The following is a 24,530-nucleotide window of genomic DNA, read 5'->3' as shown; positions in this document are numbered from 1 at the left end:
CGCCCCGCACACGATGTGGTCCTATTCCCTTCATCTACGAAACATGCGGCTATAGACGCCGCTGCAAGTGCTGTTACTTCGAATACCGCGGTGCGTCCATCGGGACACTCACCTCGAGCCCAACATCGCGTGGACTGCCTCCGTGCTCGCGCTGCGGACCCCGACCATGGTCGAGGTGGGATCCGATCGCCTGGACGAATGATTCCAGGGGGTTGTGCGGCTGTGCCGCGCACCGTAACCGGGTGGTTCGCTGCGCACGGACCCCGGCTCGGGAAGGTGTTGCTGGTAGTGTCGTGCGGGTGACGACGCTACCGGTGCGGCATATCAGTGAAAACGTCGTGCGGCCGTACGCAGAGGTCGCGGCCTTTCTGGCAGAGCCGCGGAACTACCCACAGTGGGCGACCGGGCTTTCCGCCGGCCTGGAACCGGGCTCCGGCGATCCCGGCGCGGAGCCCGGCGAGTGGGTCGCGGACGCGCCGGAGGGCAAGGCCTACGTCCTTTTCAGCCCGCCCAACGAGTTCGGCGTCGCCGATCACCGCGTGCGCTTCCCGGCCGGCCCGACACTGGACATCCCGCTGCGCGTGATCCGCAATGGCGAGGGGGCAACGGTGATGCTCACGTTGTTGCAGCAGCCGGAGGTCGACGACGCGCGATTCGACGCCGACACCGACTGGGTCCGACGCGACCTGGCAACACTCAAGGCGTTACTGGAACGCTGACCGCCCGAACCGGGAACGCACTCGAGACTCCGTAGTGCCGCGGGATGAGTCGATTCTGTTGCGGCTTGCCGTTGCCGTGAGTGTGCACGGTGCTGAAACAGGCTGCCAGGCAGCCAATGACCCGCCGGCTGCGATATGCCCACGCGCATCTACGGCACCTGTTCCGATACCTACCGAAACAACCCGGCCACAACAAGCGGCTGCGCAACGCCACCGCCTTGATCGTCGCAGTGATCAGAGTCCTGGCCGCCGATACCGGCTTGTGGACCGACGACGTGCGGGTGGTCGATTCCACCCCGGTCCAGTGCAGCCGCTCCCGTGAGACCGTCAAACGCTCCGAGTTGGCCGGATGGGCCGAATACGGGTGCTGCGCCCTGCCCGCAAGGCGAACCCGAACGCCCGGCACCGCCCTGTTCAAGCCGCTGCGCCAGACCGTCGAATCGATCAGCCAAACCCTCGAAGCCCAACTCGACCTGGAACGACACGGCGGACGCACCCCAGCCGGAGTCATCGCCCGCATCCTTGTCCTCACCGCCGCGATCTGGCACAACGACCACACCGGCGCGCCGATCCACCGCTCACCAACCGCCTACGACCACTGAACCGCCGAGGGGTAGGAACCGCTCCGCAGTCTCCCCCTGGAATCATTCATCTAGTCGAGTCGGGTGGCGGTCACGGCCCATACCGGCATATGCACCCGGTTGTTCTTCAGCAGCGGTGCGATGATTTGAAGTTGTTCTTGCATCGGCTTCATTCGCTCTTCCCATCCCGAGTCGTCGCTCATCTCATGGGCGAGATGGGCAAACGTCTCCGGGCTGAAAGTGGCTTGGTAAGTGGTGGTCCCCAGGTGGTCGATGCGCCACCCGGCCGCGGGAAGTACCCGATCGAAATTCTCCGCAGGCAAACCTTCGGGCTGGAGACCGTTGACGTTGTGGCGTCCGACTTCGAACATGAACAGTCGCGCCCCCGGTTTTGTGGCCCGGTGCAGCGCCTGCGCGTACTGGGCCTGGGTTTGTTCGTCGTCGAGGAACACGTGGTAGAATGCGCTGTCGACGACCGTATCGAACCGGCCCTCCAGGCCGTCGAGTTCGGTGGCATCGGCCACCTCGAAGTTCACTCGCACCCCGGCACGCTCCGCATTGCGCTCGGCCCGCTCGATCGCCGCCGGCGACGCGTCGATCCCCGTGGCCGAGTAGCCCTTGGACGCGTAGTAGATCGCGTGATGTCCCGGACCGGTTCCGGGATCGAGCACCTCGCCCCGCACAGCGCCGTAGGCCACCAACTGCTGCACCACCGGCTGTGGGCCGCCGATATCCCAAGGGATCAGCGCAGGAGCGTCCTGCTCCGGTGGCGCTTCACGGTACAGCGCGTCGAAATCCGGCCGACCATTGTGGTTAGGCATACTCCGCACAGTACGCTCGATAGGTAACTGCTATGCAGCAATAAGATGGGTAATTCGTGTCGGCGCGCCACGCCCCACCTTCGAGCCGGTCACATCGTGTCGACGAGTTCGGATCGGCGATGCGGGGCCGAGACAGTTAGACCAGGGTTGTCCCATCCCCGCACAACGGATGGCGGAATCTGTTCCGACCCGTCGCTGCACGGTCTTCCTGCCAGGTGGCTACCCAAGCCGGCGGGATCCCGGGTCCGTGAGGTCCAGATCCCAACCAACTCCCCGTCACCGACCGCGTCGGCAGGTCACCGCAGGTTCCCGCCTGGTGGCTTTCGACTCGACGTGAGCCGTATCGCCCGCGGCGTCGGCCTCGCCGTGATACACGGCGAGGTGTAAGGGGTCGATCACACGGACGCAATCGCATTGATGCCGAGTTGGAACAGCCCAGGTGCATAACCCTGGCCACATTTGGACCAGTCGGCACTAGTGGGTGCGCCCGCTGGTTCGTCGGGGGTTATGTGGCGGTCGGTCGGGGTGCGTGCAGGTCGTGGCGTCCGAGGCGGTGCAGGAGCTGGTTGAGGTCGTCGCGGGTGAAGGTCCGGTCGGGCGGTGTCGTTGTAGTGCTGTCGGAAGGTGAACAGCCGGTCTGCGACCGCGCTGAGGTCGGCGAAGACAGAGGGTACAACGCTTTTCGCTGTACGACGGAGAAGTAGACCTCCACTTGGTTCAACCACGACGCGTGCACCGGCAGGTACACCATATGCGCATTCGGGTAGGCGTCGGCCAGACGCGCCGGTGCTGCCCAGTTGCGGTGGGAGACGCCGTTGTCGACGATCCGGAACACTCGCCGCGCGCCGGCGTACGGCTCGGCGGTCATGACCTGGGCAGTGAGCCGGGAGAACGGTGCGATGCCGGTGCTGGGCTCGCAGCGGCCGATGACGTGGGCGCTGTGCACGTCATAGGCGGCGAAATAGGCGAGAGTGCCGTCGCGTCGGTATTCCGATTCCACTCGCATCGCCCGCCGGGCGGTGGGCGGGAGGCTACGACAGATGCGGCGGCGGGCCTGGACGCCGGGTTTCTCATCGGCAGACAGTACGTAGTCGTCGGCGTCGAGTGGTTCGCCGTCCCGGATTCGGGCGTACAGGTCCAGCACCCGGGCGGCTTTGGGTGCGAAATACGGGTCGCGGGGAAGGATCCACGATCGGTGTTGCCAGGGCCTGATCGCGTACCGAGCGAGGATCCGCCGCACGGTCGACGCCGAGATCTGTTCGGCGATCCTGCGTGAGGTCACTTCGCGGGCCGGCTCGGGGCAGCTCCATCGGGCCAACGGCAGCCCGGACACCGACGGCAGTTCACAGGCCAGGGCCTTGACCTCCGCTACCTGCTCGGCGGTGAATGTTCGTGGCCGGCCGCTGCGAGGTAGATCGGTCAATCCAACGATTCCTTTGCTGCAGAATCGTTTCCGTCATTTTCGGGCAGTGTCGGCGTTGATGCCGAGGGCACGGGCGATATCGGTGTTCGATTCCCCGTCCGCAGCTGCGAGCACGATTCGTGCCCGCAGTACCGTCCGATACGGCACCGAGGACCGGCGGGTGATCGTTTCCGGCTGCGACCGCTGCGCAGCGGTCGGGACGACAACATACGGACTGCGTGGCAGCACAACGATATTCCCTTGTCCCTCAACCTGGTTACGGATTGAGAAACTCTGCCCGACCGGGCACGCGGAACCGGGTAGCCACGCCGAAAGCTTGTTCGTGGCAGGGTCACACGCATGGCTGCACCGCCGGAACCGACCAAGACCTCGCTGCGGCAGCGACTGGCCGCCCACGCCGCGGACCGCCGGCCTCAACTGGCCCGCCTGCATGTGCGCTACCACGGCGCCTTCGCCTACGTCACCGGCGAACTGGGCAACGGGACCCGCATGCCGCTGATGCGGCTGCGATACACCGGATATGCCACAACCTGGAGATTCGCCATCTACCTCGCCGGCCGAGACACCTATCACGACTCTGTGCTGCCCAGTGGCCTGCCCGCCGGAACATCCGCCGAAGCCCTCGACTGCGCTTCGGCCTCTACCTCAACGACCCACCGCCTGGCAACCCCCGACGAACTAACGGGCGCACCCACTAGTAGGACTTTGTCAGGTCGGGAAGGTGTGGTGGCAGAGGGGCAGGTGCCGATCCGGATGGCGAGTGCGCGCTGGATTTCGCGGAGGATGCCGTAGAGGGTAAGGCCTTCCCATCGGCTTGTGGGCCGGTGAGTCGCTGGGTGGTGCGGAACAGGTGGGCGGCGGATCGCCGGCCCGCGGCAAGCCCGGCTTCGCCACACTACGGCCGGCGAGGCGAAACTGCTCAGCGATATCGATCTGCTGTGCGTGCACTCGGAAGACCGGCCATCGACCTCTGGAGGAGGTTCTGAACCTGGCCGAAAGCCTGTTTTCTGCCGTGGAATCAATGTCGGCCGGTACGGGACTACCAGATGGTTGCTACCTCGCTCGGCGATGACTTCAAGAACATCGGCGTGCCGCTGACCGACCGAGGCCTCTCCGAGCGCTGGTTCGTCGGCGACGCGACCGTCGAGTTCGGCTACATCGGTGGACAGTGACGTCGTTCATCGACGAATCCTGACGTCATGATCGTTCTTGACATCAGCCCGTGGCCGCTTCGGACCGCGCACAACGCGGCAGAAGGGATGTTCGCGGTTTACTCGGTCAGCGGGTCGGCGTGCAGGAGTTGTTCAGCGATCGATTGGACACGGGCCAACGTGATGCCGGTTCGCTGTTCGACGGCCAGGGGGTGATCGGTGGGCTCCAGCTCCACGAGTGGCCGACTCCCGACACTCTGGGTACGCAAGTGGGTCTTCAGATTCAAGGTTGTCGGTTCATACAGGGGCAGTTCTGTGGCCAACCATCCGAAATACGGTGGTTCTTCGACTCTTTCGGGTTTCTCCCACACGGCCGATATCCGATCGAAGTTCTGCTCGCTGACGGAAACCCGGACGCCCCAGTCGAACTCGTCGCCGGTGTCGGTGATCGGCAGGACGAGACGTGCCCGCGCGAAGAAGTGCGTTCCCGCGATCACGCACTGTTCTTCTCCGAGCATGCTGCCCGGCCGATCCGCGAGGTCGGCGTTCCAGTACGCGGGCGCGCGTGTCCCATAGCCGAAGGGTGGTCCATCATGCGGTTCCGCACAGCATGAGCAGACGAAAGTGGAACCATCTATCACGACGGAAGCGTATCGGCTGCATCGCGTGCGTGCTTCTCGGCATTACAACGCCTTGGCCAGGTTCCGAGAATACCGAGTTGAGGCGCTCGAGGGCGTTGGCCGGGCGTACTCGACCGGCGTCCAGGATTACGGAGAGCTTCAGTGCAGCCGGGCCGGGCAACCGAGCAACAGAAGTGGTGCTTTCGATCTCCATGGCGGCTTGGTCCAGTCCCGGAGCTCCCGGTCGACGCACCGAATCGCCTGCACGCTCGCCGACGCCGAATCCTGGGCTTCCACCTGTGATAGCGCTGACCGAAAGTACTCGAACACGCTCGGTCGGATCGCAACATATACCGACTCGTCTACAATTCCTCTGGCATGCAATACGATTCGACAGTCTCCGCGGCGACACCTGGGTTCGGATTCGGCTCTTTTACCGTCGTCGATGTCGAGACCTCGGGGCTCAGCGCTGCCGACCACCGGGTGTTATCGATCGCCGCACTGACCTTGGACGGCGATGGCGCCGTCGCCCGGGAGTTCCATACCCTCATCGATCCCGGATGTGATCCCGGACCGGTCCATATCCATGGCCTGACCCGTGAACTGCTGAACGGTGCGCCGCGTTTCGAGCATATCGAGGAAGAGTTGACCGAACTGCTGGCGGGTCGGGTCATGGTCGCCCACAACGCCCGGTTCGACTACGACTTCCTTGCGGGAGAATTCGACCGCATCGGGGTGGCGCCACCGATCGGCCACAGACTGTGCACGCTGGCTCTCGCACGCCGCGTCGCCCTCCCGGTGCCGGACTGTCGGTTGTCCACTCTGGCAACGTATTACGGTGTCCGGCAACAGCGCGCACACGATGCCCTCGACGATGCACAGGTGCTCGCGGCGGTACTGCGGTCGTTGATCACCGATGCGGCCGGGCTCGGTATAACGCTTCCCTTACTGGCATGTTCACCGGATACCCGTCCCCGCACCCGGAGACGACCGAGTACCACACCGAAGACGGTATGCGCGTTCGAGTATCCCGGGCGCCTCGACGACAACGGTCTTCTGGTCCAAGGGATGAAGGTCGCCTTCACCGGCGACACCCTCCTCGATCGTGCGGAGCTGATAGCCCGCGCCGTGGCCGCGGGGCTGGACGTCACGGGTTCGGTCAGCGGCCGGACGAGCATCCTGGTGACGAATACGCCGCACGCCTCCACCGGCAAGGCCGGTGCGGCGCGCAGGCACGGCACCCCGGTCCGCACCGAAGCAGACTTCCTGAGCCTGCTCGAACGCGTTCGGACCGGGACGACCAAAGGCACCTCGCCGGCCGGTGCGAAGGCCGGCCGGCGCGGACCCGCCGAACGAAGCGGTCCCTTGGCCGGGCGGCGAGTCTTGGTGCTCGGCGGGCCGCACCCGGTGGCGGCCGAGGCCAGGAGGCGGATCACCGAACTCGGCGGCTCGGCGGCGGTGAACATGTCGGCGAACGTGTCCGACGTCCTTGCACTGGCCGACGCGCAGACCGACCCCCGACTGCGCTGGGCAACCGAACACGACATTCCCGTGCATGGGCCGGAACTGCTGGATGCACCCCGCATTCCGTCGCCGCCAACCCCTGCACCCGAAATCGCCGACCCGCATATTATGAGCCGCGGCCAGGTGATCGACCTGCCGGTGAAGCTGCTGGGCGAGGAGTGGTCAGTACGGGTGTCGTGGAGCTATAGCGAATCGTACGAGGTCGACGTCGTGGGATTCCTTCTCGACAGCCGCGAAAAGGTCGGCGCGGACTCTGATTTCGTCTTCTACAACCACCCCGCCACCGACGGCCTGCGACTGACCACCGACGGGCCCAGCGAGCAGTCCGTGGAGCTCACCCTCGACCAGCTTGCGCAAGGATGCGTGCGGGTCGCGCTCGCGGCCGCGATCGACGGAGCCGGAACAACGTTCGGGGCGGTGGGCGCGATCGAGCTCGAGATCGGCGCCGGCAACCAGTCGGGTGTTTTCGCGCGCGCGACGCTCGACGCCGCTACCGAAGAGCGCACTCTGCTGCTCGCCGAGATCTACCTGCGTGAAGATATGTGGCGCCTACGGGCGATAGGTCAGGGATACCCGTCCGGACTCCCCGAACTCGCCCGCTCGTACGGGGTCGACATCGCGGCGGAGTGACCTACATAACCTATCCGTGCAGCAATCCCTGGGTTGACGGAAGGCTCTAACGCAATCCGCCCGCGCGGTCATTCCGAGGAAGCGGCACGCCGCCGGTCGGAACCAGACCGGGGGTCGAGGAGGCGTCACCGTCGACCAGCAGGGTCTGGCCTGTGATGTATCCGGCCCGGTCAGATGCCAGAAACAGGACCGCGTCCGCTATATCCCGAGGCTCGCCCAATGCGCGGAGAGGGATACTCTGTGTGAAGTCGACCTGTTCTCCGTCAGGTGATGTCGTCGCGGGCGTAGCGATCCGCCCGGGAGCCACAGCGTTCACCCTGATACCTTCGGGCCCGTACTCCTGTGCCAATGAGCGCGGCAGTGACATTACGGCCGACTTCGCCGCACCGTAGACGGCCGCATGCGGTGAGCTCAGGACTCCGGCGATCGATGTGACATGCACAATCGCGCCCTGACGCCCGGTATCGATCATGTGCCCGAGCACATCGGCGGTGAGCCGGTAGACGTAGGTGAGGTTGATGTCCTGGATGGTCGCCCAGTCGGTGTCGGGGACCTCGTGCAGACGCCGGTAAGGGACATACGGCCACGATCCTCCCGCTACGTTTGCCAGGATGTCGATGCCGGTGGTTTTTTCGAGCACGGTCGTTACGACGGTTCGGACGGACTCGGAATCGGTGAGATCTGCGACCACGGGGAAGGCAATGCCGCCTGTTTCCTCAATGGCGGCAACCGTCTCGGCAGCGCGTGCCGCGACCATCTCGACCACGGCGACGGTCGCACCTGCCGACGCCAATGTGGTCGCGACGGAAGCACCGATCCCCCGTCCTGCTCCGGCGACCACGGCGGTCCTGCCGCGAAGGGACAGAGCGGGTCCCGGGGCCAGCTCGTGCTCAGAAGGCGACTTCACCTTGTCCTCCGCTCATCACGAGGTCGTGGCCGGTCAGGAAGCTCGCCTCGTCAGAAGCCAGGAACAGTACGCCGAACGCGATTTCTCGTGGATGCGACCATCGGTCGGGATGCGCGTCCCGAGATCGCGGTACAGAGACCACGCCCGGGGGCCGTCTCCCCGCACGTACGACTCGGGTGCTTCAGCGGTATAGACCGCCGATAGGTGTGAAAACTGTTCGGCCTCAGCAGGTTTCAATGCGTCCTCGCCTGTGGTCGTCGAGTATTCGGCCGGACCGAAGACCTCGTACGCCTCGAAGTCGAGTGTCGCGGAGACGATGCGGTGCCGCCAGTAAGGAGGGTGGTAAGCAGAGCCGCCGCGGCCGAGGGTGACTTCCTCGCCGTCCTCGTTGGCAATTGCGATTTCGCCCGACAGCACGAAGAACCAGTGGAAGTCGGCGTCGTGGAACTGCCAGTCGGTGGTAGCTCTCGCCTTTGCGTCGTACTTCACGTGATGGGCGCTGAGGAGGCCATCACAGTTGGCGCCGAGTCCGAGGTCACGGTAGGCAGCGCCGGGAACGGTTCCGGACACCCACTCTCCCTCGTCTTTTCTGGTCAAACCGGTCTTGATGTCCATGGGGCTGTCAGCGTCCCGGCCGGACTTCCACACCGTCGCGGTCACCTCACACCCCCCGTGCGTTAATCGCTCATATGTGCGTTAAACGCACATACAGAGTGTGTCATGACACTTCTGGGGCGTCAATAAGCCAGGGGTCGATCGAGAAGCCACCCGTGAATACACCGTGCGCGAGCCGCGCCCTCATGCGCAATACGCACATAGGTGTGGCATGCTGATCGCGCCTCGTCAGCGGCGACGTGTCGATCATTTCGGCACGGGATAGGGTGTTGGCAAAGAGATTAGGATGAAGCGATGGCACGAGAAGGCAACGGCCCCTACGTCCAGGCATTGGACAGGGGTCTTGCGGTCCTGCGTTGTTTCGGTGAGGGACGTGCTCAGCTGACCATCTCCGATGTCGCGCGCGAAGTGCAGATCGATCGGGCAGCGGCGCGACGGTTCTTGCACACGCTGGTCGCACTCGGATACGTGGGAGTAGACGGCAGCAGGTTCTACCTTCGGCCTCGTGTACTCGAACTGGCTCAGCCCTACCTCGACGCAGTGTCGTTTCCCGACGTGATCCAGCCGCATCTCGAAGCGTTGACGCGCGAGATCTCGGAAACTTCGATGGCGTTCGTCCTCGACGGCGATGAAATCGTCTATGTCGCCGGCGTGCAGGCGAAGAAGCTCGTCGCCGTACAAGTGGGGTTCGGCACCCGTGTGCCGGCCTATGCAAGTCCGGTGGGACGAGTGCTGCTCGCGGCGCTGCCGCCAGACGATATCGATGCGTACTTTTCCAGGGTCGAACTCGTCAAGCAGACCGATCGCACCATTGTCGACGAAGCAACACTTCGACTCGAGCTCGAGCAGGTCGCCCACCACGGATATGCCATCGGCGACCAGGAACTCGCAATCGATCTTCGGACCGTTGCCGTTCCGGTCCACGACAAGGCCGGTAAGGTTATTGCGGCGATCTCCATCGGTGTCACGGCCGCGACGGTCAGCCTCTCCGCTCTCAGCGGAGATTTGCTGCTGCGACTGAAAGCGACGGCCACCGAAATCGAGGCAGACCTCCGAACCGGTCGGCACGCGGGCAGCCCGGCAGAACCGTAGGAGTCCGACTTATGTCGGCGCCCTACGGCTCGAGCCTGTTAACCGGCATTGTGGGCTGCAGCGACGTCGACCGCTGTCCCGGAGACATAACGTGCTTCATCGCTGAGCAGGTAGAGCACAGTGTGGGAGATATCTGCGGGCTCGATCCACGCCGTCGGCATCGGATTGAACGCACGGAGCCGTTCCTCGAGATCCTGGACCGTCGGTGCGTCCAGTCGGGCGCAAAGACTCGGCAGACGGCATCGTTGCGCATCATCGGAGTATCGACGCCGCCGGGTAGCACCGCATTGCAGGTGACGCCCAGATGCGGGGCCATCTCGAGGGCAACGGTCTTCACCAGGCCGAGAAGACCCCATTTCGCCGAGCAGTAATGAGCAAGGTTCGGCATTCCACGGCGCGCCGCCTGTGAAGCGGTGACGACGATCCGCCCATACGACCTGTCGGCCATATGCGGCAGCGCTGCCCGGATGGTCCACGCCACACCCGTCAAGTTGACGTTGATCATGTCCAGCCACGTATCGTCGTCCATGTCGATCAGCGGACTGTACGAGACGATGCCCGCGTTGGCCACGAGCACGTCGATCTTTCCGAATTCCGAGATCGCGGTCGCAATCACCGCATCGATGTCGGCCGACTTGCGCACGTCTGTGGGAATGCCGACAGCACGGACGCCGACTTCCTCGACCATCGCGACCGTCTCCGCCAGGTCATCGGATGTCGCGAGCGGATACGGCACCGACGCAATCGGGGCGGGGACGTCGGCCACGACGACGTCGGCCCCCTCGCGCGCGAGGGCCAGGGCGTGGGAGCGCCCTTGACCACGGGCACCACCGGTGATGACTGCTACTTTGCCTTCGAATCGGCCCATCTGGTTCTCGCATTCTGCCGCCGGGCGAGACGGCCTATCACAGGTGCGCTGTGAAGATCGGTTCATCGATCGAGGGCTGCATAGACCTCGCGGATCAGCGCTTCGCTTCGAACCCCACCGACAATTCCGCGGTAGGTACCGAGCACCCCGGATTCCATCTGGTTCATGACGTAGGCGATCGTCATTCGACGGTCGAGATCGTTGATGACCATCGAACCGCCCCACCCGGCCCAGAAACAAATCCTGCCGTCGGGCAGATACGGGAAGACCTCCGGGTAGGACAGTGCATATCCGACCCCCCATCGGATGGGCAGTCCCAGATACTGGTCGACTCCCTTGTAGTGCTCGTGGAAGATGAGATCGCACGTCTTCTCCGAAAGCAGTCGGACGCCGTTGTATTCGCCGTGAGAGACGATCGACTGGATGGTGGCGAGAGAGCGGGCATTGCCCTGGCCGTTGCCGGCGCTGCAAATCTCCGACCGCCGCCACCGCTCCTCCCACGCAGTCCTCGGATCGGTGGCCAATCCGGCTGCTGTCAGTTTGTAGCCGACGCTGTCTTTGTCCAGCTCGACCAATTCAGCGTCGAACGACTCCTCCTGCGGGGGAAGGATGAGGTACGACAACCGGTGGTCCTCGGAGCGGTCCAGGCCGATGTGGAAATCGGCGCCCAACGGTCCTGCGATCTCCCGGGCTACGAACTGGCCGAGAGTCGATCCCGTGACTCGCCGCACCAGCTCGTGCACGAGGTGACCGATGCTGAGTGCGTGATAGGCGCCTGACGTTCCCGGTTCCCACCACGGCGCCTGCGCAGCCAGTTTCGCCACCGAGATCTCCGGGTCGTAGACACCATCCATCGTGACCGGGAGATCCCAGCCCGCGACACCGGACGTGTGCGACTAGATGTACCGGACCTCGACGCCCTCCTTCCCGTTCGCCGCGAACTCCGGCCAGTACTTCGCCACCGGCGCAAAGAGATCCAGTTCGCCGCGATCGACGAGAACAAGGGCCGCCAAAGCCGTAACCGTCTTCGTGTTCGACCAGACATTCAAGATCGTGTCACGTTTCCACGGCTCGGTCCGTTGCTCATCGACCCATCCACCCACAGATCGACGACCGGCTGCCCGTCGAGTGTCACGGCAACGGATGCACCGACGTCATCCCCGGTTTCGATGCTCTTCTGCAGGATGTCCGCCAGTCCCGAGAACCGGTCGTGCCACACGCCTTCTACAGTCATGCAAATTCCTCTGTGCGTTCTGCGCTCACTTGTGCGGTAATGTGTGCCACACTATTGCCTAGCAGGCTGCGGCCGTCAACCCACCTACGACCACCCGGGTCACCTCTCACCGCGGCCCCAGGTATAGACCGGATCCGTCCGGTCGCGACGCGAGGCGATCCAGGACGGTGGACGCGTGTCCACCACCCGCTGCTCGACCGTCTCGTCGAAGACCACCACTCGATCAGCGATCGCCCATCGGGCCTCGCGCCGCTCGAAGCGGTCGACGTAACGACACCGAGAGACGAACTCGATTTGAGAGTCATCGCCCTCCGCCGACTTCCGACGCAAAAAGGCCAGGCAGTACGACTCGACGTGCGCGCGGTCGGGCCCATCGAACTCGATGAGGACATTCGTCACGAAGTGCTGCGCAGAATCAATCGACGCATGCCGAGTACGAATGTCCTCGACGAGGCCGGCAGCGTCACCGACGTAGCCGGCGTGTGTATCAATGGCATCGTCGAAGTAGCACTCCGCTATGGCCTCGTAGTCGAGGCGATCCACAGCGCGGGCATACCGGTACAGGCATTCGTGAATATCCAATCGATCTTCCAGCTGCGACAAAGCCCAGACTCCTTGCGGGTTCACAGAACGCACACTCGTGCGTTTTTGACACACTTTCACGCAAGGAAACCGCCTGTCAACGCGTCTGGTGTCCGTGCTGTGAGTCCAGGTACCGCTTGCGACAACCGCAATGGACTACATTCGAGGTGCCCGGCAACGCGACGAGCAGCGACGGCCCCGATCGGTACGAGCACAAGGACGCGTTCATGGTCACCGCCTGCAGCCACGATCCGGTTGGAGAACGCATCTCGCACCGCGGACGGCCATGCCAGGTGGGGAAGGTCAGACTCGACGCGGAGTCACGAGGCCGGATTCGTAGGCCAGGACGACCAATTGGGCGCGGTCGCGGGCGTGGAGCTTGGCCATCGCCCGGTTGATGTGGGTCTTGGCGGTCAGCGGGCTGATCACCAAGTGGTCGGCGATCTCGTCGCTCGACAGGCCCCGCGCGACCAGGGTGACCACCTCCCGCTCACGGTTGGTCAGCTCGGCCAGACCGGAAGCCTCGCCGGGAACCGGCGGCCGGCTGACGTACCGGTTGATCAGCTTGCGCGTGATCGACGGCGCGAGCAGCGCGTCACCGCGGGCCGCGACCCGGACGGCGTGCAGGAAGTCCTCCGGGTGGATGTCCTTGACCAGGAACCCGGCCGCGCCCGCGCGCAGAGCGTTGAAGACGTGCTCGTCCAGGCCGTAGTTGGTCAGGATCACCACGTGCACCCCGGCCAGGGCCGGATCGACGGCGATGCGCCGGGTCGCCTCGATGCCGTCCACGATGGGCATCCGGATGTCCACCAGCGCGACGTCGGGCAGGTGTGCACGTGCCAGTTCGACGCCACACGCGCCCTCACCGGCCTCGGCCACCACCTCGATATCGTCCTCCGCGTCGAGCAGTGCGCGGAAACCGCTGCGTATCAGCGGCTGGTCGTCCACCAGCAGAACGCGGATCACGGCGTCCGCTCCACAGGCAGCTCGGCCTGGACGGTGAACCCGCCTCCGCTGCGGGGCGCGGCATGCAACCGGCCGCCGAGGGCGGTGACCCGTTCGTGCATCCCGAGCAGCCCCACACCCGACACAGGCGTGGTGTCCGGCGCGGCGCGGCCGTCGTCGTCCACCCGAATCACCAGGGCGTCGGGGCGGTAGTCGATGTGGACCGACGCGGTATCGGCGGCGGCGTGCCGGGTGATGTTGGTCAGTGACTCCTGGACGATCCGATAGGCGGTCCGGTCCACGGCCGCCGGCAGAGCGCCGCGCCGTCCCCCGACCGTCAACTTCGCGTCCAGACCGGTCGTGCGGACCCGTTCCACCAGGTCCGGTACGTGGTCGAGCCCGTGCGACGGTTCGCCGTCGTCGCGCAAGGCCTCCAGGGTGGCCCGTAGCTCCCGGGACGCCTCGCGCCCGGCCTCCAGGATCGCCGACAACGCCTCGGGCACCTGTTCGCCGCGCCGGCGGGCCAGGTGGACGGCCGCCTCGGCCTGCACCTTGATCACCGAAATCTGATGGGTCAGCGAGTCGTGCAGTTCCCGCGCGATGTGCAGCCGCTCCTCGTCGGCTCGGCGCCGCGCGGCCTCCTCCCGGGTACGTTCGGCCTCGTCGGCCCGCCGCTCGGCCTGCCGCACCGCTTCGCCCGCCGCGCACGCGGCGACCAGCCACGCCAGTTGCAGGACGTCCCGGGTCTGCACGAACGCCTCACCCACGAGCAGCCCGCGCGGCGAAGCCAGTAACGCGAAGGGCATAACGAGCACCATGACCACCGACCCCGCCACAGCCGCCACCCGGTGCCCCGCCCGGAATGCCGTGTACACGGCGAACAGGAACGCGACCGCGGGGACATCCACCCCGAGGGCCTGGTACGCCAACGCGGTCGACCCCGTCACCGCCAGCACCGCGACCGGCACCCGACGGGCGGCGGACAACGACAGCCCGCCGGCGACCAGCAGCACCCACCCGACCGGAGGCCCGGACAACCCGGAGACGAGCTGAAACACCGCGATGCCCGCGGCGATCGCCCAGTCCCGAAGCCGTTCCATGGGTGCACCCTAGCCCGATATCCGTGCGGGGAAGTCGTGCACGGGGGTGATCACCGTCTACCGCAGACGCGGTACCCCGGCGGGTTTCTACGCCCCCGGCAGTAGCGTGAAGTGTCTGCGTGCGCACGACGATCAGGGCCGGTCCGACGGAGAGGATATTCCTCGTCCCAGTCGTTGGAGAAGGAGCACGTCATGTCCGTTCGTCACCTACTCGCCGCCTCGGAGGTGCTGGCCCGGTCAGGCTCCTCCGGGCTGACCGCCGGGCGTTTCTGGTCCCTGGTGGGTGTGGCCGTGGGACTGGTCGGTGTCGTCGTCGGCGTCCGCGCCCTCATCCGCGGCGCCGGACGCCGTTCCGCGGTCACCGCGCTGGTGGCCGGGGTGGTCGGCCTGGGGATAGGCGGGCTGGTCGTGGTCGCCGCCGAGGCCGGACCCGGCACCGGGTACGGCATCGTCGGCGGCTTCCTGGCCCTGGCCGTCGGGCTGATCGCCGCCGCCCTCGGCGCGGTCGTCTTGAAGAGGAGCCTGCGGCCCGACCGACCGCTGGACGGTTGGTGTCGATGCTTGCCGCCGGCCGAGAACGGACTTACTGAGATTACCGAGAGCCGACTACAGTCCACACCACGAATTCGCTGGTCCGCAGGTGATGTTCCCCGCTTCGTGGAGCGGGGAACATCACCGACACTCCCCGGTCTCGAACGAGCTCAGTCGGCGAAAAGCGTTTCGCCGACGAACCCGCCCGGCTCGGTGCCCGGCGGGATGACGAACACCGCCGAACCGATCGGGGTCGTCCACACGTTGAGCGCGTCGAACTCGGCCAGTCTGCGCTGCACCGGCAGGAACTGGACATCGATATCGCGCTGGTAGGCCGCGAACAACAGTCCCGAGTTCGATATCTGCCCCGGCTCGGGTGCGTCGTCGTAGTTGTACGCCCGACGCAGGAACCGCTCACCGTCATGGGTGTGGTGGGCGCGTGCGATATGCGCCGAGGGCGGGATGACCGGAATACCGTTGGTGTCGACGGCCGTGAAATCGGGTTCGTCGTGCTCGTGGGTGCCGGTCAGCGGTGCGCCGTTGGACAGGGTGCGCCCTACCGAGAGTTCGCGGCCTTCGGTATCGAGCTCGTCCCAGGTGTCCAGGTTCATCGCGATTCGGCGCAGTACCAGCGAGGTGCCGCCGGCCAACCATGGCTGCCGGCCGCCGTCGTCCCAGACGAGCCGATCGAAGTCGGCGCTGTCCGGGTCGATATTGACGGTGCCGTCGACCTGGCCCATGAGATTGCGTGGAGTGGCACCGGCGGCGGCATCGCGAAACCCGCGCTGCACCCAGCGGACGGTGACCAGCGAGGTGATACTGCGACACAGCACCCGCACCGCGTGTGCGACGGTGGTCGGCTCGTCGGCACAGATCTGCAGCAGCAGGTCACCGCCGCTGAACTCCGGTCGCAGCCGGTCGATCTCGAATGCCGGCAGCGGGCGCAACCAGGCGGGTCCGCGCTGCGCCGGCGCGACCGTCGCGAATATCCGAGGGCCGAACCCCACGGTGACGGTGAGCCGCGCCGGGCGGGCCGCCAGTTCCGGCTCGGTATCGGCGAGCGCGGGCCGGCCCTGGGTGAGGCGCGCGGCGTCCTCGGTCCAGATGCCGAGCAGACCGACCAGATCGTCACGATCGGTGTCCGGCCGCAGATCCAGCCCGACGAACGCGGTATACGCCTGGGGCGGGGTGGCGATACCGGCCTGATGGATGCCGTAGAACGATTCGGTGGCGGTCGCCGTCTCGGACGGGGCGTGGCGAAGGTCGGCGGCGGTCCACCCCGCGCCCGCCGCGCCGACCACCCCCGCGGCGGCGACCCCTCCCCCGAGAAGCCGCCGCCGGGTGAGCCGACCCGCGCGCTGCTCAGCCATCGTGGGTTGAGGGTGCGTGGGGCTCATGGCCTCCGGTGCCGGGGTTGTAGTTCTCCTGCGCGCCGGGGAAGTCCCGGACCCTCGCGGTGAACGACGTGGTGGAACCGTCGGCGAAGTGAAGTTCGATCGAGGTGTTCGAGCCGGTGCGCAACGGCTCCTTCAGGTCGATGAACATCAGGTGGTCGTTGCCGGGCGCGAGGGTGAGCGTCTGACCGGCCGCGATCGTGAAACCGCCTTCCTTGGGGCGCATGGTCTTGGCACCGGCCGGATCGGTCACCGTCTCGTGTAGTTCCATACGGGCCGATGCCGCGCTGGTCGCCGAGACCAGGACGATATCGCGGTCACCGTCGTTGGTGATCTCCGCGAAGGCCGCGGACATCCCGCCCTCGGCCGCCTTGACCCATTGGTCGTGCACGATGATCGACTCGGCCGCGCTCACGTCCGGGTCCGGGTTCGCGCAGGCGATCGGCAGCACCAGTATCGACAGCGCCACGGTCGCGGCGCGGACCATGCGCGCGGCGCGGGACACGCCGGAGGTCGGCGGGGTGGGAATGGTTGGGGTGGACACACGAACTCCGTTCGAGAGAAGAAGAGGAATTCACCGCGCCGGAGCGGGTTCGGGTCGTGTCCGGGGTGCGAGCCGATCGCACCGCGGAGTGGCCCGAGCGTCGCCTGCCGAGGCATGGGGAACCGATGGATATCATCCGATACGTGCTCTGGGCCGAGCACGAGTACCGATGACGGTGCGGACCACGGTGGAAGCCGGTGGCCCGGTGCTGCCTCGCCGGTCCGCGGTATGGGTGTCGCGTATCGGGACGGCTGTCACGGTCGAATGCCACTCGGCGGGGAGCGCGACCGGCGCACCGGTATTCGCGTCGCTACGACGAACGGTGAAGGGGACGGGGTGTCACCGGGGCAGCGGCGGTCCGCGCCTACCGATTCCCGAACTCACCAGGATGGGCAGTCGCCTCGGCACCGTCGTCCGTACGACCGGACGAATGAGCCCGTCCGGCACGGGAAGCACAGGGTCGAGCGCGAGAAGCACACCTCGCATACTCGCGAGGATGTATCGCATCGCCAGTTCGACGCCGTGGATCAGCAGCGCCCCGACGAGGACGGCCACGAGGTGAGCGACGAGCATGAGCGCCGTCGCGGAGTGTTCGTGCCCGTGTTCGGAAACCGATAGGGCGGTGTGCCCGAGCGCCTGTCCGAAGACGAGCATCACCATCACCTCGGCGATACCGTGCCGGGTGCGCAACGAGCCGGAGAGGGCGCCGGTCGCGGTACACGCGGCGATCAGCAAAGCAATGGCGGTGTGGTCCGGCGGCATACTCGCGCCGCCGATACCGTGTGCGGCGATACTCACCGCGCCTGCGGCGGATCCGACGAAGGCACCACGAATTCGTGCCGCAACATCTGCCGGGGACCGCACGCGCCCATACTACTACCCGATGTCGGAGATCTGATCGGGGCGGGTCCGCGCGGAACCCGGGGCCGGCATTCATCACCGACCCCGGGTGTCGCCGGCCCCAACGAGATCCCCGGGCGTGGTCTCGTCGCGGACCCAGGCATCGGTCTGGGTGAGCCAGAACAGGTAGGCGAGGGCGGGCAGCACCGTCACCGCGGCGAGTCCGACGACCACGAGCAGCGCAACCAGCGTGGACCGCGCTCCGGCGGCATCGGCGATAAGCATCCGGTCGACCAGGATCCAGGGAGTTTGGGCCACCGCCCATCCGACGACGATCGCCGCGACCGCGACCAAGGCGAAGACCCGGGCCCAGCCGAATCGGCGGAAGAACACCAGGGTCAGGGTGAGCGCCCCCGCGGCGGCGGACAGCGCGATCAGGGGGAAGGCCCGACCGAGCAGGCCGGCACCGAGGGTCGGTGCGTCGTGTCGAATGGGGGCGATTGCCATGATCGCGATCGCACCGGTCACTCCCCCGACGACCAGGGTGCGCGGGCGCAGGTATTCCGCGAGCGTACGGTCTCCGGCGCGGGCGGCGTCGGCGGTGAGGAACACGCCGGCCAGAAAGGCCGAGGTCCCCACGGCGAGGATGCCGCCGAGGAACGAGGTCGGGTTCACCCACGAGCTCACCCGGTCGCCGTATCCCTCCGGGGGCACCCGCCCCGAGGCGATCGCGCCGACGATGGTGCCGAAGAAGAACGGGGTCATCAGCGACGCCCCGGCGAACAGTGCGCCGAACAGGCGCGCCTGGGCCATCGACTCGGCGTACTTGCGGAAGGCGAAGTTGGCCCCACGCAACACGATTCCCAGTAAGGCCAGGCTCATCGGGATGAACAGGGTGGTCATGACGGCGGCGAATACCCGGGGATAGGCGGTCCACAGAAACACCAGGATGTAGATCAGCCAGACGTGGTTGGCCTCCCACACCGGGCCGATACTGTGATCGATCAGCACCCGCAGGCGACCGCCGCGCCGCGCTCCGCCCGCGGTCAGATCCCAGAACCCGGAGCCGAAGTCCGCGCCGGCGAACAGCGAATACAGCACCACCCCGGTGAACATGGCCGTCGCCACCACATCCGACAGCTCCATCGGTCACTCCTCTCCGGCGCTGCGTACGAGCTGCGCCTGATCGACAGGTGAGACCTCGGGTCCGTAAGGCGCGAGGAGGGTTTCGCTGCCGGCACGCCAACGGCGCGCCATGGAACGCAATACGACGATCGCGCCCACCGTCATCCCGATATAGACCAGCAGGACACCGGTGTAGCTCCACCACAGGCCGCTGCTGGTACTCGCGGCCTCGCGGGTGCGCAGCACCTGCCATACGGTCCACGGTTGGCGGCCGACCTCGGTGGCGACCCAGCCGCATTCGAGCGCGAGGACCGCGAGAGGCCCGGCGGCAACCGCCATCCACAGGAACCAACGGTGGGTCGACAGATCGCGGCGTCGCCATCGCAGCAGCCAGAAGACGAGCACCATGACCGCGAGCAGGGTGCCGATGGCGACCATGGTCTGGAAGGCGAGGTGGGTGATGTTGACCGGCGGCCGGTCTTCGACGGCTACCGTATCCAGACCGGGAACGGGTGCGGTCAGCGAATTGCGGGCGATGATCGAGCCGAGACGTGGCAGCTCGAAGACCCCGCGAACCTCCCCGTTCACGAGCACACCGCCCAGGCGCAGCGGGGCCGAGCCCTCGGTGGTGGTGGCCAGTTCGAACGCGGCCAGCTTCGACGGTTGCGTATCGTGCACCCGCATTCCGAGGACATGCCCGACAAAGGGTTGCAGCAGCGCAGCGACGGTCGCGAAAACGAACGGCACCGTGAAGCCCAGACGGTGATGGTCGTCACGCCGGTCCCGCAGCAACCCGGCGGCATACACACCGGCCACCACGAACCCCACCAGCATGAACGCACCCACCCACATATGCGCGAACTGCAGAGAGACCCCGTCGTTGAACATCGCCCGCCACGGGTTCACCTCGGTGATCTCACCGTCGACGAGCCGGAACCCGGTCGGGTTGTTCATCCACGCGTTGACGCTGACCACACAGAACGTACCCACCACGCCGGCGGCCCCCATCGGGATGAGCATCGCGAGATGACGTCGCGGCGACATACGCCCCCACCCGTACAGGTAGATACCGAGGAAGATGGCCTCGATGAAGAACGACAGTCCTTCGAAGGCGAACGGCAGACCCAGCACATCGCCGTAGCGGCCCATCAGCCCCGGCCACAGCAGACCCATTTCGAAGCTGAGCACCGTCCCCGAAACCGCGCCGATGGCGAACAGGATCGCCGACACCGTCGCCCACCGCTTGGCCAGTCCCAAGGCAACCGAATCATCGCGGGTGATGCCGCGGCGGTGCACGACGTAGATCATGGCCGGGAACGCGACCCCGAAGCAGGCCAATACGATATGCCAGCCCAACGAGAACGCCATCTGCTGACGGGCGGGCAACAAGCCCGGCGGGTCCTGCCCCGCCGCAGCGTAGAGCGCGACCAGCGTGCTCGACACCATCACAGCCCCTTCCTCCGATTCCGCCGCGGACCGGACGTCCGCGCTCGGCCACCGTGCGCCGCGCCCTCCCCGGTTATCCCCTTTCGCCGCGCCAACCGGTCGACCTCGCCCGTCGCCCTCCGCGATCATCCCCCGAACCGGGTGGCACCGGAGGGAGGACGTCCCCGCGTGGCACATCGGTGACCGAGCACGCGAGCGCGGCGATGAGATATTCCGCCACCTGCCCGCACCTCTCTGACAGAGACCCGAAGTAGCCATAACGTTTGAATCACGGATTGGCGGGTAGTTCCCGTGAGGTCGAGCCAAGAGACAGTTGTATGGACCCCAGGAGGCCTCGATGAACGAGCCGACATCCGTTCTGACCGACCGCCGCTCGCCCCGCGCGCATCAAGAATCCGGTGCCCGGCGCGGGGGCGGGCACGGGGACAGTTACGACAACGTCGAACCGTGGTTCGACAAACTGCATTCCCTCGATGCCGAGGACCCGCACCGTCGGCAGGTTCGGGAGGAGATCGTGCACCTGTGCCTGCCGTTGGCCGAGCACATCGCGCGCCGTTTCACCAACCGGGGCGAGGCGTTCGACGATCTCCTCCAGATCGCCCGGATGGGTCTGGTGCAGGCCGTGGACCGCTTCGACCACACGCGCGGCTCGTCGTTCCTGTCCTTCGCGGTACCGACCATCATGGGTGAGGTGCGCCGCCACTTCCGCGACCGCACCTGGGCGGTGCGGGTGCCGCGCGCCTTGAAGGAACTGCAACTGCGGATAGGCCCGGTAACCGAGGAATTGTCCCATCGCCTCGGGCGCGTGCCGACCGCGCGGGAAATCGCCGCCGAGCTCGGTGTGGAGGTCACCCAGGTCACCCAGGCCCTCATCGCCGGTAACGGACATACCAGCAGCTCCTTGGATTCGGTCCTTCGTGACGACGAGGACAACGGCTCGCCGACCCTGTTGGCCCGTATGGGCAGCGAGGACGTCTGCTATCGACTGCTCGAGGACGCGATGGCGGTACGCCCGCTCATCGCGGCGCTGCCGGAGCGGGAACGCCAGGTGCTGGTGTGGCGGTTCTTCGACTCCCTGACCCAAACCCAGATCGCCGAACGCCTCGGAGTGTCCCAGATGCAGGTCTCGCGGATCCTGTCCAGGACGCTGGCCCGGCTGCGTGAACAGGCTCTGGCGGAGAAGGCACCGGAGAGGGTCACCGCCGCGTAAGCGGGCGTACCCCCTCGCCGGTATCCGCCCCGGGGGCGATTTCGAAGGGTGGGCGCAGGCTCGCCTGCCGGGCCGTTCCAGCGCGGCCGGTCAGGCTTCGTGACCGGCCGGCAGGTCGGCCACGTCACGGTATCGCAATACTGCCGCCGAGTCCGGGGGCGCGCTCGCCGCCACGGGCTCGAGCAGCAGTCCGGTGTGATCACCGAAGTCGTGACGTTCGATGATCGCCGCGGCGAACCACCCCACGGCGGCGGTGAGGATGGGCAGGCCGTAGGGGCCGTCGAACGATTCGCAGTGGGCGAATTTGTCGATGTCGTCGCCGGTTTCGCTGCCGAACAACCGCGCCGAATCGATATCGTGGGCAGGCAGTAGATGAAGGGCGAGATGCGCTGCGCGAGAGACCACACGGAAAGTGTGGTTGTTCTTGGACACCCCCACCAGGAACCGGCGGGGGTGGATGCCGATCTGGGTGCAGAAGCCGATCAGGCACCCTGCACGGTGGTCCTCGACGGCCGTGGTGAGCACCCACATCGGGTAGTCCGCTCCGGCCACAACGGCATCGAACGCGTCGTGAACATCCTTGTCCGGCATCGGTCCTCCTGATCTGATCCCTCGGTCGGTCACCGCCACGGCACTACTCGGGTGTGCCGGGCCGTCGAAGGTCGTGGGCCGCGCTGTTCGAACGCTCGGCCTGCCCACAGTACGCGAGTACGGCTGCCGCACAACCTCGTCACAGGGCTCGAAGGTGCGAAAACGCGAATCCGAGCAACCTCTTTATTGTACCGTCGTTCAGTGGTACGTTATCTGCGTCACTTCACCTCGGCGCCAATTCGGTTGCAGCCGAAGGGCGTCGGTATTCACCCAGCCGTGTCGAGGATGTGCTGCCCATGTTGATCATGATGGGGCTCGTGTTTCTGTTCGTCCTCACCGGCGGCGCACTACGATCCGTAGAAGCCGGCTGCCAGAACACCCTGATGAACCATGTGAAGAACATGTGGCTGTGCGCGGTGATCTCCTATGCCGTTGCGCTGACCGGCTTTTCGATTTTCCTGATCTTGTCCGGAACACCGTGGCCGGATCTCGACGATGTACGAAGCATGCCGTGGTGGTCGCCGTTCGGCGGATTGCTCGGCGGCGCGGCCGTCATCGGCATGATCGCCGTCGCCCGGTATGTCGGCGTGGCGACATTCAGCGCGCTGGTGATCGTCGGTGAGATGGCCGTCGCCCTGGTCCTGGACCATTTCGGACTGATGGGCTTCGAAGAGCGGCACGCCACCCTCCCCCGCGTACTGGCCTGCGTATTGATCACCGCGGCGATCTACCTGATGGCCGACGACTCCCGCGGACGCGGAGCGTCGGTCACCTGATCGGCGGCCGCGTCAGGAACCATCCGAACTCTCCGTGAAGGAACACCGTGGCCACTCCCACCATCGAGGCCCCCGCCACCCTGCCCCGCGCCACCACCGCACTGCTCTTCGTCTTCATTCTCATCGGCGGCGCCCTACGCTCCGTAGAGGCGGGCTGCCAGAATTCGTTGAAGCTGGCGCTCGGGAACGTGTGGCTGTGCGGGGTCGTCTCCTACGCCGTGGCGTTCACCGGCTTCGCGGTGTTTCTCGCGATCTACCTCATCGCCACCTCCCGACGAACCGGCTCGCGCCGGCGAGCCCGGCCTGCGCTGTCGGACCTGCGGTCCATGCCCGCCTGGGCACCGTTCGGCGGGCTGCTCGGCGGCGCGGCGGTACTGGCCATGATCTCCGTGGCGTCCAGCGTCGGAGCCAGTACGTTCAACGCGCTCATCATCGCGGGCCAGATGTCCGGCGCCCTGGTCCTGGACCATTTCGGGCTGATGGGCTTCCCGAAACGCTCCGTGAGCCCGCGCCGCGCGACGGCCTGCGTGATGATCGTCGCGGGGGTCTATCTCATGGCCGGTTACTGACCGGGGCGACCCCGCCGGCAGACCCGACCATCGCATTCCCGAAACAGGATGGCCGAACCCTGTGCCCGGCCGGGGCGGCCGTCTCCTACGGTCACCGATCTTCTTCCCCTTCGGATTCGGGGCGGGTAAGCGGTAGCCATACGGTGAACCGGGTGTCGCCCGGCCGCGATTCGACTCGAATGTCGCCGCTGTGCTTGTTCACCACGATCCGGAACGAGATGTCCAGACCCAACCCGGTGCCCTCGCCGACCGGTTTGGTGGTGAAGAACGGCTCGAAGATACGGCTCTGCACGTCGGCCGGAATACCGGGTCCGGTGTCCGCGATCACCACGACCGCGCAATCGTTCCCCTGCCGGGTGCCGATCGTCAACGTACCGCGGCCTTCCATCGCGTATACCGCGTTGTCGATCAGATTCGTCCACACCTGGTTCAGCTCGGCGGCATAGCAGGCCACCGGGGGCAGCGTGCGGTCGTAGTCCTTGACGACATCGATCGAGTCACCGATCTTGCGGCTGAGCATCACCAACGTACTGTCCAGCAGTTCGTGCAGGTCCACCACCTGGAACGGAGCCCGGTCCATCTGGGAGTACTGCTTGGCGGCGTCCAGCAGAGTGGAGATGCGGCCCGTCGAGTCGGCGATCTCGTTCATCAGCAGTTCGGTCTCGATGGTGTAGTTCAACCACCGGAACGCC

The 24,530-nt window shown here is 66.2% G+C and carries 25 protein-coding genes and 5 pseudogenes; 11 read left to right on the top strand and 19 right to left on the bottom strand.

Features of this window, described 5'->3' with window-relative positions; genetic code table 11:
- Window positions 1-299 precede the first annotated feature (299 nt).
- Both ON20_RS28600 and ON20_RS28595 read left to right on the top strand, forming a co-directional pair.
- Window positions 300-719 (top strand): SRPBCC family protein, encoded by a 420-nt coding sequence (locus tag ON20_RS28600; RefSeq protein ID WP_040840790.1) that lies wholly within the window; start codon window positions 300-302, stop codon window positions 717-719.
- A gap of 122 nt (window positions 720-841) precedes the next feature.
- Window positions 842-1,321, top strand: a pseudogene (locus tag ON20_RS28595) (IS982 family transposase); the annotation flags it as partial.
- A gap of 50 nt (window positions 1,322-1,371) precedes the next feature.
- On the opposite strand, the gene ON20_RS28590 reads toward ON20_RS28595, so the two are convergent.
- The 3 genes and pseudogenes from ON20_RS28590 to ON20_RS38255 all read right to left on the bottom strand — a co-directional run bounded on the left by ON20_RS28590 (window position 1,372) and on the right by ON20_RS38255 (window position 3,772).
- Complete coding sequence (locus ON20_RS28590; protein ID WP_083865409.1) at window positions 1,372-2,121, bottom strand: class I SAM-dependent methyltransferase; 750 nt, start codon at window positions 2,119-2,121, stop codon at window positions 1,372-1,374.
- A gap of 505 nt (window positions 2,122-2,626) precedes the next feature.
- Window positions 2,627-3,565: pseudogene (locus ON20_RS28585) on the bottom strand (IS630 family transposase); the annotation flags it as partial.
- A gap of 12 nt (window positions 3,566-3,577) precedes the next feature.
- Window positions 3,578-3,772 carry a helix-turn-helix domain-containing protein gene (locus ON20_RS38255; protein ID WP_218002681.1) on the bottom strand — a complete coding sequence of 65 codons (195 nt, stop codon included), beginning with the start codon at window positions 3,770-3,772 and terminating at the stop codon, window positions 3,578-3,580.
- 111 nt (window positions 3,773-3,883) lie between these two features.
- Here ON20_RS38255 and ON20_RS28580 point away from each other — a divergent pair, with 111 nt between their 5' ends.
- Both ON20_RS28580 and ON20_RS40065 read left to right on the top strand, forming a co-directional pair.
- Window positions 3,884-4,336 carry a hypothetical protein gene (locus ON20_RS28580; RefSeq protein ID WP_245547550.1) on the top strand — a complete coding sequence of 151 codons (453 nt, stop codon included), beginning with the start codon at window positions 3,884-3,886 and terminating at the stop codon, window positions 4,334-4,336.
- Window positions 4,337-4,590: 254 nt separating this feature from the next.
- The gene (locus tag ON20_RS40065; protein WP_281032927.1) at window positions 4,591-4,716 is read left to right on the top strand and encodes a hypothetical protein; all 126 of its coding nucleotides are present in this window, start codon (window positions 4,591-4,593) and stop codon (window positions 4,714-4,716) included.
- 98 nt (window positions 4,717-4,814) lie between these two features.
- Here ON20_RS40065 and ON20_RS28575 read toward each other — a convergent pair whose 3' ends face one another.
- Window positions 4,815-5,336 carry a DUF2199 domain-containing protein gene (locus ON20_RS28575; protein WP_218002680.1) on the bottom strand — a complete coding sequence of 174 codons (522 nt, stop codon included), beginning with the start codon at window positions 5,334-5,336 and terminating at the stop codon, window positions 4,815-4,817.
- Between the two features lie 357 nt (window positions 5,337-5,693).
- On the opposite strand from ON20_RS28575, the gene ON20_RS28570 reads away from it, so the two are divergent.
- The gene (locus ON20_RS28570) at window positions 5,694-7,469 is read left to right on the top strand and encodes a TerD family protein (protein WP_040840754.1); all 1,776 of its coding nucleotides are present in this window, start codon (window positions 5,694-5,696) and stop codon (window positions 7,467-7,469) included.
- A 46-nt stretch (window positions 7,470-7,515) separates the two neighbouring features.
- Here ON20_RS28570 and ON20_RS28565 read toward each other — a convergent pair whose 3' ends face one another.
- The 3 genes from ON20_RS28565 to ON20_RS40180 are packed head-to-tail and all read right to left on the bottom strand — an operon-like array spanning window position 7,516 to window position 9,036.
- Complete coding sequence (locus ON20_RS28565) at window positions 7,516-8,376, bottom strand: SDR family NAD(P)-dependent oxidoreductase (protein WP_083865407.1); 861 nt, start codon at window positions 8,374-8,376, stop codon at window positions 7,516-7,518.
- Window positions 8,360-8,437 carry a hypothetical protein gene (locus tag ON20_RS41315; RefSeq protein ID WP_305080303.1) on the bottom strand — a complete coding sequence of 26 codons (78 nt, stop codon included), beginning with the start codon at window positions 8,435-8,437 and terminating at the stop codon, window positions 8,360-8,362. The genes ON20_RS28565 and ON20_RS41315 overlap by 17 nt, the downstream gene beginning before the upstream one ends.
- A complete protein-coding gene (locus tag ON20_RS40180) occupies window positions 8,410-9,036 on the bottom strand; it encodes a cupin domain-containing protein (protein ID WP_040840752.1) in 627 nt (208 codons plus the stop codon). The genes ON20_RS41315 and ON20_RS40180 overlap by 28 nt, the downstream gene beginning before the upstream one ends.
- Before the next feature lie 249 nt (window positions 9,037-9,285).
- On the opposite strand from ON20_RS40180, the pseudogene ON20_RS39445 reads away from it, so the two are divergent.
- Window positions 9,286-9,459: pseudogene (locus ON20_RS39445) on the top strand (helix-turn-helix domain-containing protein); the annotation flags it as partial.
- Between the two features lie 72 nt (window positions 9,460-9,531).
- On the top strand, window positions 9,532-10,083 hold the full coding sequence (locus tag ON20_RS28555; RefSeq protein WP_245547551.1) for an IclR family transcriptional regulator domain-containing protein: 552 nt from the start codon (window positions 9,532-9,534) through the stop codon (window positions 10,081-10,083).
- 22 nt (window positions 10,084-10,105) lie between these two features.
- Here the strand turns inward: ON20_RS28555 and ON20_RS28550 are convergent, their stop codons facing one another.
- From ON20_RS28550 to ON20_RS28530, 5 genes and pseudogenes are all read right to left on the bottom strand, one after another.
- Entirely contained in the window at window positions 10,106-10,951 is an 846-nt protein-coding gene (locus ON20_RS28550) for a mycofactocin-coupled SDR family oxidoreductase (RefSeq protein WP_245547549.1), read from the bottom strand.
- A 62-nt stretch (window positions 10,952-11,013) separates the two neighbouring features.
- A pseudogene (locus ON20_RS28545) lies at window positions 11,014-12,185 on the bottom strand (serine hydrolase domain-containing protein).
- Between the two features lie 99 nt (window positions 12,186-12,284).
- Window positions 12,285-12,812: a nuclear transport factor 2 family protein gene (locus tag ON20_RS28540; RefSeq protein ID WP_281032926.1), complete on the bottom strand. Its 528-nt coding sequence runs from the start codon at window positions 12,810-12,812 to the stop codon at window positions 12,285-12,287.
- Between the two features lie 258 nt (window positions 12,813-13,070).
- On the bottom strand, window positions 13,071-13,733 hold the full coding sequence (locus tag ON20_RS28535) for a response regulator (RefSeq protein ID WP_040840747.1): 663 nt from the start codon (window positions 13,731-13,733) through the stop codon (window positions 13,071-13,073).
- On the bottom strand, window positions 13,730-14,812 hold the full coding sequence (locus ON20_RS28530) for a sensor histidine kinase (RefSeq protein WP_040840745.1): 1,083 nt from the start codon (window positions 14,810-14,812) through the stop codon (window positions 13,730-13,732). Before ON20_RS28530 ends, ON20_RS28535 begins: the two co-directional genes overlap by 4 nt.
- A 192-nt stretch (window positions 14,813-15,004) precedes the next feature.
- Here ON20_RS28530 and ON20_RS39440 point away from each other — a divergent pair.
- A pseudogene (locus ON20_RS39440) lies at window positions 15,005-15,328 on the top strand (DUF6223 family protein); the annotation flags it as partial.
- 185 nt (window positions 15,329-15,513) lie between these two features.
- Here ON20_RS39440 and ON20_RS28525 read toward each other — a convergent pair.
- The 5 genes from ON20_RS28525 to ON20_RS28500 form a co-directional block, all read right to left on the bottom strand.
- Window positions 15,514-16,713 (bottom strand): Dyp-type peroxidase, encoded by a 1,200-nt coding sequence (locus ON20_RS28525; RefSeq protein ID WP_040840743.1) that lies wholly within the window; start codon window positions 16,711-16,713, stop codon window positions 15,514-15,516.
- Complete coding sequence (locus ON20_RS28520; protein ID WP_245547547.1) at window positions 16,706-17,281, bottom strand: copper chaperone PCu(A)C; 576 nt, start codon at window positions 17,279-17,281, stop codon at window positions 16,706-16,708. The genes ON20_RS28525 and ON20_RS28520 overlap by 8 nt, the downstream gene beginning before the upstream one ends.
- A 339-nt stretch (window positions 17,282-17,620) precedes the next feature.
- Window positions 17,621-18,145 (bottom strand): hypothetical protein, encoded by a 525-nt coding sequence (locus ON20_RS28510; RefSeq protein WP_040840737.1) that lies wholly within the window; start codon window positions 18,143-18,145, stop codon window positions 17,621-17,623.
- A 72-nt stretch (window positions 18,146-18,217) separates the two neighbouring features.
- Window positions 18,218-19,267, bottom strand: a complete 1,050-nt coding sequence (locus tag ON20_RS28505) for a cytochrome d ubiquinol oxidase subunit II (RefSeq protein ID WP_051163574.1) — start codon at window positions 19,265-19,267, stop codon at window positions 18,218-18,220.
- Window positions 19,268-19,270: 3 nt separating this feature from the next.
- On the bottom strand, window positions 19,271-20,692 hold the full coding sequence (locus ON20_RS28500; protein ID WP_040840735.1) for a cytochrome ubiquinol oxidase subunit I: 1,422 nt from the start codon (window positions 20,690-20,692) through the stop codon (window positions 19,271-19,273).
- Between the two features lie 337 nt (window positions 20,693-21,029).
- Between ON20_RS28500 and ON20_RS28495 the strand changes: the two genes are divergently transcribed.
- Complete coding sequence (locus ON20_RS28495) at window positions 21,030-21,902, top strand: RNA polymerase sigma factor SigF (protein WP_083865413.1); 873 nt, start codon at window positions 21,030-21,032, stop codon at window positions 21,900-21,902.
- A gap of 90 nt (window positions 21,903-21,992) precedes the next feature.
- On the opposite strand, the gene ON20_RS28490 is transcribed toward ON20_RS28495, so the two are convergent.
- The gene (locus ON20_RS28490) at window positions 21,993-22,493 is read right to left on the bottom strand and encodes a flavin reductase family protein (RefSeq protein WP_040840733.1); all 501 of its coding nucleotides are present in this window, start codon (window positions 22,491-22,493) and stop codon (window positions 21,993-21,995) included.
- A 296-nt stretch (window positions 22,494-22,789) separates the two neighbouring features.
- On the opposite strand from ON20_RS28490, the gene ON20_RS33615 reads away from it, so the two are divergent.
- Complete coding sequence (locus tag ON20_RS33615) at window positions 22,790-23,269, top strand: DMT family transporter (protein ID WP_157229096.1); 480 nt, start codon at window positions 22,790-22,792, stop codon at window positions 23,267-23,269.
- A gap of 47 nt (window positions 23,270-23,316) precedes the next feature.
- Window positions 23,317-23,838, top strand: coding sequence for a DMT family transporter (locus ON20_RS33610; RefSeq protein ID WP_051163572.1), 522 nt, complete (start codon window positions 23,317-23,319; stop codon window positions 23,836-23,838).
- A gap of 91 nt (window positions 23,839-23,929) precedes the next feature.
- Here the strand turns inward: ON20_RS33610 and ON20_RS28475 are convergent.
- A partial coding sequence (locus ON20_RS28475) for a sensor histidine kinase (protein WP_040840731.1) occupies window positions 23,930-24,530 on the bottom strand: 601 nt, incomplete at its 5' end.

This window comes from Nocardia brevicatena NBRC 12119 (assembly GCF_000308495.1).
Classification (GTDB): Bacteria; Actinomycetota; Actinomycetes; order Mycobacteriales; family Mycobacteriaceae; genus Nocardia; species Nocardia brevicatena.
This window is presented reverse-complemented; position numbering and strand designations above follow the sequence as displayed.

What these genes read in the sequence shown, in the direction of transcription:
- ON20_RS28570 (WP_040840754.1), top strand. Translation starts at nt 5,694, where the DNA reads ATGCAATACGATTCGACAGTCTCCGCGGCGACACCTGGGTTCGGATTC.
- ON20_RS28530 (WP_040840745.1), bottom strand. Translation starts at nt 14,812, where the DNA reads ATGGAACGGCTTCGGGACTGGGCGATCGCCGCGGGCATCGCGGTGTTT.
- ON20_RS28525 (WP_040840743.1), bottom strand. Translation starts at nt 16,713, where the DNA reads ATGGCTGAGCAGCGCGCGGGTCGGCTCACCCGGCGGCGGCTTCTCGGG.
- ON20_RS40065 (WP_281032927.1), top strand. Translation starts at nt 4,591, where the DNA reads ATGGTTGCTACCTCGCTCGGCGATGACTTCAAGAACATCGGCGTGCCG.
- ON20_RS28500 (WP_040840735.1), bottom strand. Translation starts at nt 20,692, where the DNA reads ATGGTGTCGAGCACGCTGGTCGCGCTCTACGCTGCGGCGGGGCAGGAC.
- ON20_RS28490 (WP_040840733.1), bottom strand. Translation starts at nt 22,493, where the DNA reads ATGCCGGACAAGGATGTTCACGACGCGTTCGATGCCGTTGTGGCCGGA.
- ON20_RS28495 (WP_083865413.1), top strand. Translation starts at nt 21,030, where the DNA reads ATGAACGAGCCGACATCCGTTCTGACCGACCGCCGCTCGCCCCGCGCG.
- ON20_RS28580 (WP_245547550.1), top strand. Translation starts at nt 3,884, where the DNA reads ATGGCTGCACCGCCGGAACCGACCAAGACCTCGCTGCGGCAGCGACTG.
- ON20_RS28590 (WP_083865409.1), bottom strand. Translation starts at nt 2,121, where the DNA reads ATGCCTAACCACAATGGTCGGCCGGATTTCGACGCGCTGTACCGTGAA.
- ON20_RS28505 (WP_051163574.1), bottom strand. Translation starts at nt 19,267, where the DNA reads ATGGAGCTGTCGGATGTGGTGGCGACGGCCATGTTCACCGGGGTGGTG.
- ON20_RS28550 (WP_245547549.1), bottom strand. Translation starts at nt 10,951, where the DNA reads ATGGGCCGATTCGAAGGCAAAGTAGCAGTCATCACCGGTGGTGCCCGT.
- ON20_RS33615 (WP_157229096.1), top strand. Translation starts at nt 22,790, where the DNA reads ATGTTGATCATGATGGGGCTCGTGTTTCTGTTCGTCCTCACCGGCGGC.